The sequence below is a fragment of the Azorhizobium sp. AG788 genome, from assembly GCF_943371865.1.
Taxonomy (GTDB): domain Bacteria; phylum Pseudomonadota; class Alphaproteobacteria; order Rhizobiales; family Xanthobacteraceae; genus Azorhizobium.
Map to the genome: position 1 here is coordinate 90,016 of NZ_CALRWL010000008.1, position 15,484 is coordinate 105,499.

Consider the following 15,484-nt stretch of genomic DNA (forward strand, 5'->3'; position numbering starts at 1 on the left):
AGGAATGGGTAGGCCGCGCGCGCCCCCATGGGCGATATGTTGATGATCCCGCCCCCGTCCGCCGGCACCGGGCCAACGCTTTGGTGAGACAGAACGGCGCCTGCAGGTTGATCTGGAGCACGCGGTGGAACTCGGCTTCGTCCACATCCTCGAGGGGCGCCGGCCGGCTGACGCAGGCGTTGCTGCCCAAGTTCAGGAAGGGCTCGACGTCGCGCCCCCCAGTGACGTTGCCCCACGGCCTGCGAGGGTAAGGGCAGTGGCACGGCCGATGCCCCGGCTGGCGCCGGTGACGAGCGCGATCGCGCCGCGGAGGTCTCAGGGCGTCACTGGGCCCATCCTCCGGCGGCTTCCAACTCCCGCGCCCGCGCGATCAGCGCCTTGCGGTCGATCTTGTTGGTTCCGGCCCAGGGGAGGTCCTCAACGAACACCACGCGGCGCGGATGCTGGTAGGCCGGACCATTGGCGAGCGAGAAGGTCTTGATCTCGTCATATGTGAGCGTCGTGCCCGGGCGCGGGACGATGAATGCCACGGGCATTTGTCCCCTTTCCTCATCGGCGAGAGGCACCACGGCCGCTTGCTGAACCGACGCTTGGCGCTCCAGCATCTTCTCCACGTCCACCGGATAGATGTTCTCCCCGGAGCAAACGAACATATCGTCCGCGCGTCCGACGAAATAATAGAAGCCGTCCGCGTCGCGGCGGAGCACGTCTCCGGTGTAGTACCAGCCGTCGCGCAAAGCCTTTGCGCTCTGCTCCGGCAGTCCGTGATAGCCGAACATCAGGGACGGGTTGCGCATCATCAGCACCCCCTCATCCGGGGAGGATCCCTCCACCAGCCGGACCTCGCTGCCCACCACGGGATAACCCAGCGACACCGGTGGCGTGGGCAGGCCGTCGGGGTGTGGGCCGAATATGGCAGGACCAGCCTCGGTGGTGCCGAAGCCCAAAGCGATGGTGGCCTTGGGGAAGAGGTCGCGGACCCGGTCGAACAGCGCCAGGGTCGAGGGGGCGGATCCCATTGTGATGCGGCGAAGCGAGGTGGTGTCCAGGGTCCGCACATAGTCCGCGTCCTTGACGATGCGCGCGAACATGGTGGGCACGGAGGCCAGTGCGGTGACCTGATAGTCCGAAATCGCCTTCACATAGGGGCGTGTGTCGAAGCCGGGCATCATCACGATCGACGCATTGATGGCGAAGGCGGTCTTGGCGGAAAACAATCCGTTCATGTGAAAGAGCGGCTGGGCGATGATGTAGCGTTCCTGCGCCTGCATCTTGCCGTTGGCGGTGCGCATGAACAGCGCCCAGAGTTGGCCGGAATGGGAGAGTGGCACCCCTTTGGGCTTTCCGGTGGAGCCTGAGGTGTAGAGCATCTGTCCGATTTCGCGCGGGCCCATGGCCACGGTCTCGAAGCTGCCGGGCTGAATGATGGCACCGAAACCGCTCTCACCCGCGTCGTCGAAGTCGAGGAAAGGCACGTTGTCGCCCAAAAAGCTGCGCCCCCCCGTGTCCACGAAGGCGAAATGCACGTCGGCATCGTGCAGCACATAGTCGACGGTCTCTGCCGGCAGCTTGACGTTCACGGGAACCGCCACAAAGCCCGCCCGCATGATCCCGAAGAAGGCGATGAGATACTCCGCGCGATTCAGCGAGAGGATCGCCACGCGGTCGCCCCGGGACAGGCCCCGCTGCGTGAGGAAGCGCGCCACGCCATTGGCCAGCCGGTCCACGTCGCTGTGGCTATAGGTGCGCGGCTCGGGCGTGGATAGGTCAATGAGGGCGGTGCGGGAAAGATCGCCGCCATGGTCGATCAAGTCACCAAGATTGACCCAGCGGTTCGCCGGGGCCGGGGGAGGGGCAAGCGGTGACACGTCAGGCGCTGACATAGGCTGTTCCCGTCGCGAGACGCAGCAAGCGCTCGAGTATGTCCGTGGATGTGAAGGAGGGGCTCGAACTGCCGCCGGGCGGGACGAAAATGACCTGCGGCGCGAAGCCGTCCCGGGCGGCAACGAGGGTGCCGCCTCGCCTTGGGATGGCCTGCGCAAATGCCGGCAGGGGCATTTCCGACGCCGGCGCGCAGCCCGCGGTCGTGGTGAGGAAAGGGCGCCTGGAAATCATGTCAGCTCTACCTTCTGCTGGTCATTGGCCTCATCTGGTAGATCCTTCGCGTTATCCCTGATGACTGATTTTATTATTCAATTGGGTCGCGTAAGCTGTTCGACCTATGGCGAGAAGTACGCCGGCCTCGTTAAATACATCCACGTCGGCAATCTCGCCCGTCTTGCCCACACACCGGACCTTCGCCACCGGAATGAGGTCGGTGTCGATGGCTGGACGCAAGTGGGCTCGGCGGAAATTCATGATCGGCGGTCTTGATCGTGGTCAGGCGGCCACGAATGCGGTGATGACCCCCGCCGCAAGGGCCGGCGCAACGACGATCCCATCCGCATAGTCCGCAAAAGCCACCCCGCCGGCCGTCAGAGCGGCCTTCGTGACGTCAAGCGACGGCGCTTTGAACACCAGGGCGACCATGTGATCGGTGCCATCCGGCCCCAGTTCCGGCACGATGCCGAACCGTGCCGCGATCGTTTCCGGGGTTAGAACCGAGACCTTCGGTACGCCTGCGGAAAAGGAGACGCCGCCCTCAACCGCCTTGAGCAGGCCGGGTCCGAACATGCGCTCGTAAATGGCGGCGGTTCGCGCCGGCTCCGTGCCGGCGATGACGAATTCGGAGATGCCGACCACGCCATTGGGATGCGACTGCCAATCCGGGCGCCAGACCACGTCGGGGGTGTAGTGATAGCAAAAGAAGGTGCGGCCATTCTGCACTTCGCTCGGCGAGATGCGCGTGACGCGGAAATGCGCGTCCTTGGTGCCTTCCGGCAGTTCTACCGGCCGGGTGAATTCCGCTGGTGCCTCGACCGGGACACCCCTCGCCAGGAGATCTGCGTATCGCGCATCGGGGGACGTGCCCTTGAACACAAGGCCCGTGAGGCCTGGCGGGTGACGCCACAGGTCCGCCCGGTTGCCCTCATTTCCGGGTTGGAAGCCAAGAAGCTCAAGATAGTCGGTGCCGAAGATGGCCAGATTGTTGGCCGAACCAAGGGAGTGGTAGCCCCGCGGCGTCAGCTGGAAGCCAAGCTTTTCATACGCCTGTAGCGCGGGATCGAGGCGATCCATCACATTGACCACAACATGATCCAGGATCGGGCCGGCCAAAGGGGGCTCAACGTCGGTCAAGGTGCCTGCTCCGTCTGGAAGGGCCGTGGCCCATGGGAGAAATATTATGCGGGCAATATCATATTAAATCGATAGCTAAGCTTTTTTGGCCTTCGCCCCATTCCGGGAGAATGGTCCGCCTTGGCTCGAGGGGCGCGACATCCAGATCCCGCGGGGCTGAGGATATTATTAGAGGGCGGCTGGCGCGAAAAAACATTGCAAACTTCAGTGTCCAACCCCCGCCAGAAGGAATGTGATGACAAGTTTCCGGTACAGATCGGGATGCTCATTGCGTGGACAATTCAAACAAAAGCATGAAATTGCATCGCAACGTCGGTTCGGATTGTTCTCGCGCCATTGCCATTCTATCGTTCCCCCGTCTTCAATGCCGCGCGCCGGCGGCATGAGCTGGCCGGGAGTTTCCGAGCGTTGGCCTTGAAGGCAGTTGCGGTCAAGAGACGTTCCGGCCGGTCTGCCAACTCACCGCTTCCGTTGCTGACCCACGCGTTCTAGACAGGCGCGTCATCGTTGAGAGGCCCTGCCGTGGATCTGTCGTCGCTCGATTACCGCAAGTCCTACGAGGTCTTCCGCCATCCGGTGCTGGGCCGCAACATCGTCACCACCTCGCAGCCGCTGGCCGCCCAGGCGGGGCTTTCCATGCTGGCGCGGGGCGGCAATGCGGTGGATGCGGCCATTGCCACGGCCATGGCGCTGGTGGTGGTGGAGCCCTCCGGCAACGGACTTGGCAGCGATGCCTTCGCCATTCTTTGGGATGGGGAGAAACTGCATGGCCTGAATGCCTCGGGCCGCTCTCCCGCCGCATGGACGCCCGAGCGCTTTGCCGGTCGCGCGGTGATGCCGGAGCGTGGCTGGGAGGCGGTGACCGTCCCCGGCGCCGTATCGGGCTGGATCGCCCTATGGCGCAAGTTCGGCAAGCTGCCGCTGTCGGTCATCGCCGAACCTGCCGTGCGTTATGCCCGCGACGGCTATCCGGTGTCGCCGGCGGTGGCGCGCCTGTGGGCCAATGCGGAGAAATTGCTCGCCGGCCAGCCGGGTTTTGCCGAGACCTTCCTGCCGCAGGGCCGCGCGCTGGTGGCGGGCGAGATCTTCCGCTGCGAGGCCATGGCCCGCAGCCTGGAACTCATCGCCGAGACCGAGGGCGAGGCCTTCTATCGCGGCGATCTGGCCGAGGCCATGGTGGCGCATTCCGCCGCCCATGGCGGGGCCATGACCCTGGACGACCTCGGTGCCCATCAGGCGGATTTCGTCGACACCCTGTCGCAGCCGTACGGCGATGGCGTGGTGCACGAACTGCCGCCGAACGGGCAGGGCATCGCCACCCTGATCACTCTCGGCATTCTGGAAGCGCTGGGGGCGGACACGTCGGACCCGGATTCGGTGGACACCATCCATCTGGCCATCGAAGCCACCAAGCTGGCCCTGGCCGACCTGTTCCAGTATGTGGCCGACCCTGCTGCCATGCACATCGACCCGGCCTCGCTGCTGGACCCGGCCTATCTGGCCGAGCGGGCCAAGCTGATCGATCGGGCGACGGCGGGCCTGCCGGTCTACGGCGCCCCCATGCCTGCGGGAACGGTCTATCTGGCCGCCGCCGATGCCTCGGGGATGATGGTGTCGTTCATCCAGTCCAATTACATGGGCTTCGGCTCGGGCGTGGTGGTGCCGGGCACCGGCATCAGCCTGCAGAACCGCGGCGCCGGATTCGTGTTGAAGCAGGGCCACGCCAATCTGGTGGCGCCGCGCAAGCGACCGTTCCAGACCATCATCCCGGCCTTTGCCATGGACAAGGCCGGGCAGCCGCTGCTGTCGTTCGGCGTGATGGGCGGCCCGATGCAGGCGCAGGGACATACGCAGATGGCGCTGCGCATGTTGCGGGCCAAGCAGAATCCCCAGGCTGCCGCCGATGCGCCGCGCTGGCGGGTGGTGGCGGGGCGCAAGGTGGCGATCGAGGCCAGCGTCGGTCCTGCGGTGCTGGAAGGACTGGCGGCGCGCGGCCATCAGATCGTCGTGGACCCGCCGGAAGCGGTGTTTGCCTTCGGCGCCGCGCAGCTGATCGTGCGGGGCGACAACGGCTGTTATGCGGCCGGATCGGACAGCCGCAAGGACGGGCAGGCGGCGGCATTCTGACCGCTAAAGCCTTGAGAACTCAGCCTTCCCAACCCAGATGGCTGAGGAAGTCCTTGGTGCGGCTGACCAGTGGGGCATCGAAGATCTGGGTCGGGGGGCCTTGTTCGATCACGGCTCCGGCCTCGAACACCACCACCCAGTTCGCCACCCGGCGGGCGAAGGCCATCTCATGGGTGACCACCACCATGGTCATGCCCTCTTCCGCCAGTTGCTTCATCACGTTCAGCACCTCGCCGACGGTCTCGGGATCGAGGGCGGAGGTGGGTTCGTCGAACAGCATCATGTCCGGCTGCATCGCCAGGGCGCGGGCGATGGCGACCCGCTGCTGCTGGCCGCCGGAGAGATTGGCGGGATAATTCAAGGCCTTATCGGCGAGACCGACCTTCTTCAGCAAAGCGGTGGCGCGGGTGATGGCGTCGGCCTTGGACATGCCCAGCACCGTCACCGGGCCTTCGCAGACATTTTCCAGCGCGGTCATGTGCGGGAAAAGTTCGAAGCTTTGGAACACCATGCCCATGCGCCGGCGCACGCCGTGGAGGGATTTCTCATCCGCCGGCAGCGGCACTCCTTCGAACAGGATGCGCCCGCCGTCGTGCTTTTCCAGTGCATTCGTACAGCGTAACAATGTGGATTTTCCGGACCCGGAAGGTCCGATAAGACACACCACTTCCCCTTTGTTCACCTGAAACGACACCCCGTTCAATGCCGTGAATGTGCCAAAACTCTTTCGCACATTCTCATAGACCACCACGGGGGCGGACGCGGCGCCGGTGCGAGGGGGGACGGGCGCACTCATTCCTTCACTCCGAATTTGCGGTGGATCCAGTCCACCAGCTTGGCTTGGGGGTAGCCCAGCATCCAGTAGATGACCGCCATGGCGGTGAGCATCTCCAGCACGCGAAAACTCTGCGAGCGGATCTGCATGGCGGTGTGGGCCAGTTCCCCCACCGCGATCACCGACACCAGCGACGTATCCTTGAACAAGGAGACCCAGGTGCTGGCCAGCACCGGCAGCACGCGGCGCCAGGCCTGCGGCAGGATCACCCGGCGCAGCGCCTGGCTGCGGGTCATGCCCAGCGCCACCGCCGCCTCCACCTGGCCCTTGCGGATGGAGTTGAGGCCGGCGCGGAAGGTCTCGGAATTATAGGCGCTGACATTCAGGCACAGGGCCACGAGCCCGGTGGTGAAGGCATCCAGCGTGATGCCCAAAGGCATCAGCGGCAGCACGTAGAAGGCCCAATAGACGATCAGGATCAGCGGGATATTGCGGAACAGCTCCACATAGCAGGCGCTGAGCGAGGACAGCAGCCGCGAGGAGGACATGCGCATCACCGCCAGCAGGATGCCGCCGGGGATCGCCACCGCCATGGTGGCCACGGTGAGGACGATGGTGAGCAGGGCACCCTGGAGCAGCAGCCAGCGGTTATCCCAGACGATGGACCAATCGAGCGTCATGAGCGCCCCAGGTGCGCGTAGCGCTTGTAGGCCATGTCCACCAGCCGGGTGACCGGGAACAGGATGAGGAAATAGATCAGCATCACCACGGTGAAGACCTCGGCGCCGCGGAACGAGGAGGCGGCCACCGCCTCAGCGCGGCGCATCAGCTCCGGCACCGCGATGACGGTGGCGATGGCGGTGTCCTTGATGGTCAGCGACAGCAGCGAGCCGAACGCCGGCAGCATGCGCACCACCGCCTGCGGCAGCAGGATGCGGCGGATGATCTGCGGCCGGCTCATGCCGAGCGCGAGGGCGGCCCGCACCTGGCCGGGGCGGATGGATTCGATGCCGGCGCGCAGGATTTCCGCCGCATAGGCGGCCAGATGAATGGTCAGGGCCAGCACCGCCGCCCAGAACGGGTCGAAGGTGACGCCGGAGAGGATCGGCACCGCGAAATAGATCCACACCAGCACCACCAGCACCGGGATGGCCCGCATGCTGTCGATATAGAAGGTGAGGACGGCGCGCACCGGGCGCGGGCCGTAGATGCGCCCTAGGCCGACCGCAGCGCCCAGTACCAGGCTGCACGCCGCGCAGATGACGGACAGGAGCAGGGTGACCCAGAGGCCGGAAAGCAGGAAGCGCCAGCTCTCCAGCACCGGTGCGAAATCGAATTCCATCCAAGCTCCGGGCGGTTGCCGCGCCACGCCGGCGGCGCGCCGCTCGGCGGTGTTTCAAGGAGGCCCGGGGGCGGTGTGCGCGACCGTCGCGCGCAGCACCGGCGGGCAAAGGAAAGGGGCGGGGGAAACGACGGGCCGCACCGATGGCACGGCCCGCTTTTGACCCAAGCCGAACGCTCAGGCCGCTTTAACGCAGCCTGAGGGCTCACATTTTGGCGGTGATGCGCTCTTCGTCCGCCAGCAGGTCCTTGTGCATGGCATCCGCGACCGCGGTGAGCCACGCCAGATATTCCGGCTGGTTCTTGTCCACGGCCAAGCCGATGTCATTGGCCAGTTCGGTGCTGTTCTGGCAATTGTCGGCGGCGGGGCGGACGGTGAGGCCCTTCACCTTGCGGTTGAGCGCCACCCACGGCACCCGGTTGATCGGAGAGACATCGGCGCGCTTGGCCATGATCTCTTCCACCGGGGCTGCGGCGCCGGCGGTGGAGACGCCGCGCAGAACCGCCTTCGGGAAGCGCTGCTTGACCCAGTTCTCCTCACCGCCGCCGGTGAAATAGGCGATGGTGATGTCCGGGCTGTTCAGCTCGTCCACGGTGGTGATCTTGGCCAGCTTGGGATTATCGGCGCGGCCGAACATGCAGATGCTGGTCTTCGAATAGGAGACGAAATCCACCACCTTCTTGCGCTCCGGCGTGGCCGACAGCGGGGAAATGGTCATGTCCACCTGATTGGAGGCGATCACTGGCACCTTGGTCTCGTGCGAGACCAGAACCGGCTGGACCTTCACACCCAGCAGCTTGCCGTATTCCTGCGCCAGCACCCAGGCGGGGCCGGCCCACGGCTCACCGGAGCGGGTGGTGTCTTCCACCAGCCACGGCGGATTGGAGAGCACGCCGACCCGCAGCACACCCGCCTTGCGGATGGCATCGATGCGGGCGCTGGCGCCGGGGGCAGGCGGGGCGGGCAGGGGCTGGGCGAACGCACTGGTGGCGAGGCTCGCGAGGCCGATCGCAGCGGCGAACGCCATGCCGCGGAAGCGGAGTGTCATTGGTCTTCTCCCTATTGCGATCCGGTTCCGGACCTTTTGAGGCGGTCTTGTTAGCCGGGATCCTGATCCCTGCGCGCTGCCCTCTTCTGGCGTTCTAGGATACAAGTTTTCCGCAGGTCAAACGCAAGCCATTCTAATTTGTCCCCCTGGGGCAGAGCTGGGGCGTTTTGACAAAAACTAGGATACTGGAATACGACGGTAGGGAGTGTTCCGGCAGCAAGGGCGAGCGAGATGCGGCAGACGTGGCGATGGTTCGGGCCGGCGGACGTGGTCCCTCTCAGCGCGATCCGGCAGGCCGGTGCCCAAGGCATCGTCACCGCCTTGCATCACATCCCCACCGGGCAGGATTGGACGGCGGATGAAATCCGCAAGCGCCAGGACAGTGTGAGTGGCACGGGCGGCACGCCCACCGGCCTGACCTGGGATGTGGTGGAAAGCCTGCCGGTCTCCGAGGACATCAAGCGCCAGACCGGCGCCTGGCGCGAGCATATCGCCTCCTACAAGCGCAGCCTCAAAGCTTTGGCGGACGCGGGCCTTCAGACCATCTGCTACAATTTCATGCCGGTGCTGGACTGGACCCGCACCGATCTGCGCTATGTGGTCAGCCATGGCGGGCAGGCCATGCGGTTTGACCTGGTGGATTTCGCCGCCTTCGATCTGCATGTGCTGGCCCGCCCCGCCGCCGCCACCGATTATGGCGACGCCATCAAGGCGGAGGCGGCCGCTCGCAACGCCGCCATGACCGACGCCGACCGCACCGCGCTCGCCGCCAACCTCACCGCCGGCCTGCCCGGCGCCGCCGACGGCTGGACCCTGGACGGCCTGCGCGAGCAATTGGCGCTCTACGACCATATCGATGCGGAGCGCCTGCGCCGGCATCTGGTGGACTTCCTGTCCGAAGTGGTGCCCACCGCCGAGCAGCTGGGCATCCGCCTGTGCTGCCATCCCGATGATCCGCCGTTCCCGCTGCTGGGCCTGCCGCGCATCGTCTCCACCGAGGCCGACTATCGCTTCATGCTGGATGCGGTGGACAGCCCCGCCAACGGCGTCACCCTGTGTTCCGGCTCGCTCGGCGTGCGCCCGGACAACGATCTGCCGGGCATGGCGGCGCGACTCGGCCCGCGCATCCATTTCGTGCATCTGCGCAATGTGCGCCGACAGGCGCCGGTGGACGGGCTGCGGCGCTCCTTCTTTGAAGACGAGCATCTGGCCGGGGAAACCGACATGGTGGCCACCATCGCCGCGCTCCAGGCCGAAGAGGCGCGCCGCCACGCGGAGGGCCGCGCGGACGCGGAGATCCCCATGCGCCCGGACCATGGCCAGGACATTCTGGACGACATCGGGCGCGGGGCGCAGCCGGGCTATCCGGCCATCGGCCGCCTGAAGGGGCTGGCGGAATTGCGCGGCGTGATGACCGCACTGCGCCATCCCCTTCACACCGGCCTCGCCTGATCGGCGCCGCAGCGGGAGGGGCGATGCCGCGGGTAAAGCGCAAACTCCCCGGTTTTGATCTCGGGCAGGTGCTGTCCGAGGTGGCGGTGGACCGCGCCCAGGCCATCGGCCCGCAGATCTATGACGTGCTGCGGCGGCTGATCGTCCAGTCGCAGGTTCCGTCCGGCGCGCCGCTGCACGAGAATGACATCGCCACCGCCTGCCGCATCTCGCGCACGCCGGTGCGCGCGGCGCTGCGCCAATTGGTGCTGGAAGGTCTGGTCACCACCTGGCCGCAGGTGGGATCGGTGGTCGCCTCCATCGACCGCGCCCAGATCGCCGAAGGGGTGGTGATCCGCCGCGCATTGGAAGGCGAGATCGTGCGGCTTCTGGCCCAGCAGGCGCAGCCGGACTGGCAGCGCATCGAGGCGCTGCTGGCGGTGCAGAGCGATGCGGTGGCGCGCGGCGACGACTACGCCTTCTTCGTCGCCGACGAGCAGTTCCACGCCTGTCTGGCGGAGATGGCCGGGGCGCCGGCGGCCTGGCGGCTGGTGCAGTCGGTCAAGGCCCATATCGATCGGGTGCGGCTGCTGGCCACCCGCCATCAGCCGGGGCGGCATCGCGAAGCCTATCTGGAGCATCTCGCCATCGTCGAGGCGGTGCGCCGGGGACGGGCGGAGGAGGCCACGCGGGAAATGTCCCGGCATGTGGAAGGGGTGCTCAAGAGCTTCGACGTGCTGGCGGTCGCAACGGCGGGCGCGTCAGCGGATGCGGTGCTCAAGCCCGCCGTCGCATAGCGCCCATTCGCCCAATTCCCGAGGCGCAAACGAAAACGCCCCGCCCCGATGGTGACAAGGGCGAGGCGTTTGGGAACCTCATGGGGGCAGTCCCAAGGGCAGATTGCAGGATACCCCCTCCCTGCAACCTGTCATCTCACCGCCGTGTGATGCGGTGCAAAAAAACCTCAGGCCTCGTCGCCGTCGCAGCGGAACATGGCCAGCCGGCCGGACGCCCCTTCCACCACCGGCTCGAATCGGCCGGTTTCGGGATCGCGCACCAGAAGGCGCCCGGTGGAGACGCCGAAATAGGCCCCGTGCAGGGCCAGCTTGCCCCGTTCCACCAGGATTCGCACACAGGGGAAGGTCATCAGATTGCGCAGGCTGAGTTCCACCGAGGCAAATTCCAGCCGGCGCAGGTAGGATTCGCCATCCGCCTTCTCGCGCGGGCCGAGGCCCTCGGCGGCGGGGGCGATTTGCGACATCCAGCGGCCGATGAAATCGCCCGGAGACAATGGCTCCTGCTCGTCGGCAAAGGCGCGGATGCCGCCGCACAGAGCGTGGCCGAGGACCACGATGTGCTTCACTCGCAGGGCCTGCACGCCGAATTCCAGCGCGGCGCTGGTGCCGTGCTGCGAATCTCCGGCGGCCTCATAGGCGGGCACCAGATTGGCCACGTTGCGCACCACCAGCAATTCGCCGGGGGCGGCATCGAAGATCACTTCCGGCGAGACGCGGGAATCGACGCAGCCGATAACCATGATTTCGGGTTTTTGTCCGGCCTGGGCCAGGGTCTCATAGCGGGACCGCTCACTGGCGAACCGGCCGTCGATGAAGGCGCGATAGCCCTCTGTCAGTCGATCGGGGAACATGGCTTCTCCTCGCCCTGCCTCCCGCGCGTCAGCCGCGCGGCTGAGCGGTGGCCATAGCAGCTTTGGTCCAGCGCACCAACAGGCCCGCGACCGTCACCCATTTGGTTGCTGGAACCGGCGCCGCCGTGGCGGCGGCCGCCGGGAATGCGCGGCCTACTTGCCCTTCTTGGCAGCGGCGGCGTCGAGCACTTTCTTCTGGACCGAAGCGAAGGGCGTGGCGGTGGTGGTGTCTGCCACCTTGGCCTTCTTCGGCTTCTTGGTCTCGCGATTGCTTTTTTGTTCGCCTTTGGCCATGCCTGCCTCCTCTTTGAGCTCCGCCGTCCGCGACATGCGAGACGGGGCCGAAAATCCCGACCGGGCGCGCATGCGCAGGGCGGGCAATGAAGGCTCATGTCCGCTGCGCCGCTGGACGCGCGACGACGCCAGCCGACCTCAAGCGCCCAGTTGCAGCACGCTTGGTGAAGGCGCCGCACGCGTTCGGTCGGGTCAGCAGCTCAGGGGCAACGGGGTGCGTTCAAATTGCGGTGCACACCCGATTCGGTGCACGCAGAACGCACCTGCCGCCGGGCGGGCGCTGCCCGCGAACCAGAAATGGACCCCAAGGCCCAAGCTATGATTCGCAGAGCAGCAGCGCCGCGGGGCGTTCAGTTCAGCGCGGACCGGCGCTCGGAGCAGCACCAGCGGGACGGGCGCCACGAACAACCTTCTTGGGAGCCGGCAGCAAACCTTCGCGTTGAGCGGTCTTCCGCGCTGCCTTGCGGGCGCGCCGGACAGCTTCGGCCTTCTCGCGGGTGCGCTTCTCGGACGGCTTTTCATAGGCCTTCCGCTGCTTCATCTCGCGGAAGACACCTTCACGCTGCATCTTCTTCTTCAGAACTTTTAGAGCCTGGTCGACGTTGTTGTCACGAACGAGTACTTGCAAGTGATATCCAATCCGTGGGTTGCTGAGACCCTTCGAGCGCGGCGCGCCCGCTGATTCAGCGAGGACCTGCGCATCTGCCGAGGTCACAGCCCTACATAGCACGTTCCAGCCAAATAACCTCCCCTTCCGCGCAAAGCTTGAAAGGGATGGGGAAATCAGCGCTTGGAGGGTTTGCTCTGGGCGGTTTCCTTGGCCTCGCGCAGCGACTTCAGGCGGGCGATCTTCTCGCGCAGCTGCTCGCCCTCGACCTCATATTGCGGCTTGGGAACGGCTTTGCTGGCGGTCTTGCCCTGCACGTCGCGGAAGCTGTTCTCAGCCTTGGCGCGCGCCAGCGGCGAATTGTCTTTCATGGGTGTAACTCCGGTAGGTCCGCCGACGGACCGCTGAAACGCGGCAACGAGGCGGGTCAAAGGCGAGCAGATTGGCGCGCGCAGAGAGCGGCTGGCCACAGGGCGGCGAACACTCATCTGCCACGCGGACGCGAGGCCGAACTTATCCGCAGCTGGCACAAGCCAGCTGGCGGACGACACGCGGTTCCGCAACAAGGCTGCGACGACGATGGCGGCTCGGAACCGCCCTTCGGGCGGGCAGCGCCGCGGCGCCTCCAGAGGCGTCGGCGCAGATCATGGGCGACAGGGCTGGCGGTCCCGTGGACGGCTCCGGCATTCCCGCGCTGATCCAGAGGTTCTCCCTCCAGCCCAGTCCAGATCGGGAAGATGCGTGCGCGCCGTCCGCAAGCTCAGGTCCGCCGGACAACCGGCCGAATTCAGCGCCGCCTCAGCGACTCTCAATCAAATGTACGATTTCACCGAATAGGCCAGGATGCAAGCGGTCCCTTCGTCGGCCGCGCCGTTCCGCGCTCTGCAGCCATGTGACATTGGCATGAATGACCTGCCGCAATTCAGGGCGCGCCGCATCATGCTTTGGTCGCGGCGAACCGAGGGGTTGCGCCATGAAAACCGAAATCATCGAGCATCTGGGCGAAAGCGACATCCTCCTGCCGGCCCTGATCGCCGAGGCTTTGCGCGCCAATGACCGGATCAAGGTGCGTTTGAGCGTGCTCCAGGCCGCCGCCCGCCATGCCCGCCGCCCCGATGGCCCCGCCATCACCCTGGCGGACGAATGCCGCTCCGCCGGATTGGAGCCGCTGGATGGCCTGATCGCGGCGGCCGCGCCGTCGCAGGACAAGATCGCGGCGCCGGGGCTCAAGGACCTGGGTCAGGCGATCTGGGACGATGCCGCCGCCATGCTGCGCGGCGTCGTGGCCGGGGACGCCGAAACCGGAGCCACAGCGCAGGCGCGGCTTGAGGCCCTGCGCGCCGCCCACACCCTGGGCGGCGATGACGCGCTCGCGGCCGACGAAATCGCCCGTCTCACCAGCATTTCCGACCAGGGCGCCGACAGCCTGCACCGTCTGGTGATGGACCTGCACAAGGCCTTGAACCAACTCGCCACCGAGCATGCGGAAGAAAATGTGGCCGGCGCCCATGTGTTCGGGCTGCGGCCGGAGGATCATCGCCCGGTGGAAGCCTTCATGCGCGGCCTCGATGCCACGCGGAAACTCAAGTTCGACCATCCCGGCCTTGGCACCAATGCGGCCCGCACCGGCACGCGCATCACCATCCAGAACGACATTGGCGAGACCGATGCCCATGTGGTGGTCATTGCGGTGGAGCCGGGCGCCGTGACGGTCACTTATACGGACGTGCATCTGGCGCGGGCCAAGTTCTTTACCGGCCTGACCCGGGATTTCGACATCCAGTGGAGCGGCCTTGACCGCAAGACCGCCGAGGGGCTCGGCGACGACGGCGTGTTCTATCTGGTGACCGGGCGGTGCGAGACCCGCGACCTGGCGGTGCGCGACGATCTGCTGGAGGCGCTGGGCTCGGCGCTGGTGTTCCTCATCGACTGGAACAAGGCGCGCAAGGTGCTGCGCACCTGGGTGCCCAAGACCGAGGCGGTCCGCATTCTCGATTGGGCGGCCCGTAACCGGTTCGGCCACCGCGCCTTTCTCGCCTTGGGTGGCAGCGGTCTGGTGGCGGCGGCGGTGCAGCACGCCGCTCCCGGTCGCATCGGCTTCGGCGAGCGGCTGGACGAGACCCTGGGCCGCGAGGCGGCGGTGGATTTTCTCAAAGCGGTGCTGCGCATCTCCACCGAGGCGCTTCTGGCGGGCAGTTCGGTGCGGCTGGCGCGCGATCGCATCGAGGCGGAGCTCGCCCGGCACCTGGAGCGGGTGGAGGCGACCCTGCTGGCCATCGTCGTGAGGCAGGCGGGCCTCGCCCGCGAGATCGCCGCCGAGATTGCCAACGCCATCTTCGAGCAGCAGGCGGGGCGTCCGTTCGACCGCGCGCGCCTTGCCACCCGCGCCCGCCTGCGGGAGGAAAAGGCCGACCGGATCGCCGTCGATGCCCGCCAGAAGGTGGTCCGCTTCGGTGCCGCGCCGGGCATCGAACGCCTCGCCGATCAGGTGGAGGAGGCCGTGGATGAACTGGAGCAGGGCGCCTTCGTCGCCTCCCTCCTGCCAACCGTCCTGGCCGCCGATCTCCTCGGGCCGCTGGCGGACCTGTGCGCCTTTGCGGTGCAAGGGGCGGAAGCTGCGGCGTCCGGGGCAGCCGCCGCCGCGGCGGTTCCCGAAGGTCATCAGGTGGATTCGGAAGATGCGCTGGCCTGTGCCGGCCGGCTGAGCGAACTGGAGCATGCCGCCGACACGGCGGAGCGCGCGGTCACCGGCAAGGTGCTCCAGGGCAGCTTCGACCTCAGCACGTCCCTATGCGCCCTGGACCTGGCCCGGGCGCTGGAACGGGCGACCGATCGTTTTGCGGGCTTCGGCTACCAGTTGCGCAACCACGTCCTGGCCAATCTCGCCGTCTGACATCCGCGCCGATCCAACGCCTGGGCGCCAGTCCCAGCGCCCGAAGCCGGACACACCGAACCACTGTTTCAATGGAGGCTGC

At 66.5% G+C, this 15,484-nt stretch carries 14 protein-coding genes; 4 read left to right on the plus strand and 10 right to left on the minus strand.

Annotation, left to right across the window (positions count from 1 at the left end):
- Window positions 1–323: 323 nt before the first annotated feature.
- Both AAG816_RS07310 and AAG816_RS07315 read right to left on the minus strand, forming a co-directional pair.
- On the minus strand, window positions 324–1,883 hold the full coding sequence (locus tag AAG816_RS07310; RefSeq protein ID WP_341988917.1) for a class I adenylate-forming enzyme family protein: 1,560 nt from the start codon (window positions 1,881–1,883) through the stop codon (window positions 324–326).
- A 496-nt stretch (window positions 1,884–2,379) separates the two neighbouring features.
- Complete coding sequence (locus AAG816_RS07315; protein WP_341988918.1) at window positions 2,380–3,237, minus strand: VOC family protein; 858 nt, start codon at window positions 3,235–3,237, stop codon at window positions 2,380–2,382.
- A gap of 522 nt (window positions 3,238–3,759) precedes the next feature.
- Here AAG816_RS07315 and AAG816_RS07320 point away from each other — a divergent pair.
- Window positions 3,760–5,364 carry a gamma-glutamyltransferase family protein gene (locus AAG816_RS07320; protein WP_341988919.1) on the plus strand — a complete coding sequence of 535 codons (1,605 nt, stop codon included), beginning with the start codon at window positions 3,760–3,762 and terminating at the stop codon, window positions 5,362–5,364.
- A 19-nt stretch (window positions 5,365–5,383) separates the two neighbouring features.
- On the opposite strand, the gene AAG816_RS07325 is transcribed toward AAG816_RS07320, so the two are convergent.
- The 4 genes from AAG816_RS07325 to AAG816_RS07340 form a co-directional block, all read right to left on the minus strand.
- Complete coding sequence (locus AAG816_RS07325) at window positions 5,384–6,160, minus strand: amino acid ABC transporter ATP-binding protein (RefSeq protein ID WP_341988920.1); 777 nt, start codon at window positions 6,158–6,160, stop codon at window positions 5,384–5,386.
- Entirely contained in the window at window positions 6,157–6,819 is a 663-nt protein-coding gene (locus AAG816_RS07330) for an amino acid ABC transporter permease (protein ID WP_341988921.1), read from the minus strand. Before AAG816_RS07330 ends, AAG816_RS07325 begins: the two co-directional genes overlap by 4 nt.
- The gene (locus AAG816_RS07335) at window positions 6,816–7,481 is read right to left on the minus strand and encodes an amino acid ABC transporter permease (RefSeq protein WP_341988922.1); all 666 of its coding nucleotides are present in this window, start codon (window positions 7,479–7,481) and stop codon (window positions 6,816–6,818) included. Before AAG816_RS07335 ends, AAG816_RS07330 begins: the two co-directional genes overlap by 4 nt.
- Window positions 7,482–7,686: 205 nt before the next feature.
- Entirely contained in the window at window positions 7,687–8,529 is an 843-nt protein-coding gene (locus tag AAG816_RS07340) for a transporter substrate-binding domain-containing protein (protein ID WP_341988923.1), read from the minus strand.
- A gap of 231 nt (window positions 8,530–8,760) precedes the next feature.
- Here AAG816_RS07340 and uxuA point away from each other — a divergent pair, with 231 nt between their 5' ends.
- Both uxuA and AAG816_RS07350 read left to right on the plus strand, forming a co-directional pair.
- Window positions 8,761–9,981, plus strand: a complete 1,221-nt coding sequence (uxuA, locus tag AAG816_RS07345) for a mannonate dehydratase (RefSeq protein ID WP_341988924.1) — start codon at window positions 8,761–8,763, stop codon at window positions 9,979–9,981.
- Window positions 9,982–10,004: 23 nt separating this feature from the next.
- The gene (locus tag AAG816_RS07350) at window positions 10,005–10,757 is read left to right on the plus strand and encodes a GntR family transcriptional regulator (protein ID WP_341988925.1); all 753 of its coding nucleotides are present in this window, start codon (window positions 10,005–10,007) and stop codon (window positions 10,755–10,757) included.
- A 167-nt stretch (window positions 10,758–10,924) separates the two neighbouring features.
- On the opposite strand, the gene AAG816_RS07355 is transcribed toward AAG816_RS07350, so the two are convergent.
- The 4 genes from AAG816_RS07355 to AAG816_RS07370 form a co-directional block, all read right to left on the minus strand.
- On the minus strand, window positions 10,925–11,608 hold the full coding sequence (locus AAG816_RS07355; RefSeq protein ID WP_341988926.1) for a carbonic anhydrase: 684 nt from the start codon (window positions 11,606–11,608) through the stop codon (window positions 10,925–10,927).
- Between the two features lie 153 nt (window positions 11,609–11,761).
- The gene (locus tag AAG816_RS07360; protein WP_341988927.1) at window positions 11,762–11,902 is read right to left on the minus strand and encodes a hypothetical protein; all 141 of its coding nucleotides are present in this window, start codon (window positions 11,900–11,902) and stop codon (window positions 11,762–11,764) included.
- Window positions 11,903–12,257: 355 nt separating this feature from the next.
- A complete protein-coding gene (gene rpsU / locus AAG816_RS07365) occupies window positions 12,258–12,530 on the minus strand; it encodes a 30S ribosomal protein S21 (protein ID WP_341988928.1) in 273 nt (90 codons plus the stop codon).
- 155 nt (window positions 12,531–12,685) lie between these two features.
- Window positions 12,686–12,880, minus strand: a complete 195-nt coding sequence (locus AAG816_RS07370) for a hypothetical protein (protein ID WP_341988929.1) — start codon at window positions 12,878–12,880, stop codon at window positions 12,686–12,688.
- A 602-nt stretch (window positions 12,881–13,482) separates the two neighbouring features.
- On the opposite strand from AAG816_RS07370, the gene AAG816_RS07375 reads away from it, so the two are divergent.
- On the plus strand, window positions 13,483–15,402 hold the full coding sequence (locus AAG816_RS07375) for a hypothetical protein (RefSeq protein ID WP_341988930.1): 1,920 nt from the start codon (window positions 13,483–13,485) through the stop codon (window positions 15,400–15,402).
- The last annotated feature ends 82 nt before the right edge of the window (window positions 15,403–15,484 follow it).

Excerpts from the sequence above, each read along its gene's own strand:
- AAG816_RS07310 (WP_341988917.1), bottom strand. The coding sequence starts at position 1,883 with ATGTCAGCGCCTGACGTGTCACCGCTTGCCCCTCCCCCGGCCCCGGCG.
- AAG816_RS07325 (WP_341988920.1), bottom strand. The coding sequence starts at position 6,160 with ATGAGTGCGCCCGTCCCCCCTCGCACCGGCGCCGCGTCCGCCCCCGTG.
- AAG816_RS07330 (WP_341988921.1), bottom strand. The coding sequence starts at position 6,819 with ATGACGCTCGATTGGTCCATCGTCTGGGATAACCGCTGGCTGCTGCTC.
- AAG816_RS07335 (WP_341988922.1), bottom strand. The coding sequence starts at position 7,481 with ATGGAATTCGATTTCGCACCGGTGCTGGAGAGCTGGCGCTTCCTGCTT.
- AAG816_RS07340 (WP_341988923.1), bottom strand. The coding sequence starts at position 8,529 with ATGACACTCCGCTTCCGCGGCATGGCGTTCGCCGCTGCGATCGGCCTC.
- uxuA (WP_341988924.1), top strand. The coding sequence starts at position 8,761 with ATGCGGCAGACGTGGCGATGGTTCGGGCCGGCGGACGTGGTCCCTCTC.
- AAG816_RS07350 (WP_341988925.1), top strand. The coding sequence starts at position 10,005 with ATGCCGCGGGTAAAGCGCAAACTCCCCGGTTTTGATCTCGGGCAGGTG.
- AAG816_RS07355 (WP_341988926.1), bottom strand. The coding sequence starts at position 11,608 with ATGTTCCCCGATCGACTGACAGAGGGCTATCGCGCCTTCATCGACGGC.
- AAG816_RS07360 (WP_341988927.1), bottom strand. The coding sequence starts at position 11,902 with ATGGCCAAAGGCGAACAAAAAAGCAATCGCGAGACCAAGAAGCCGAAG.
- AAG816_RS07370 (WP_341988929.1), bottom strand. The coding sequence starts at position 12,880 with ATGAAAGACAATTCGCCGCTGGCGCGCGCCAAGGCTGAGAACAGCTTC.
- AAG816_RS07375 (WP_341988930.1), top strand. The coding sequence starts at position 13,483 with ATGAAAACCGAAATCATCGAGCATCTGGGCGAAAGCGACATCCTCCTG.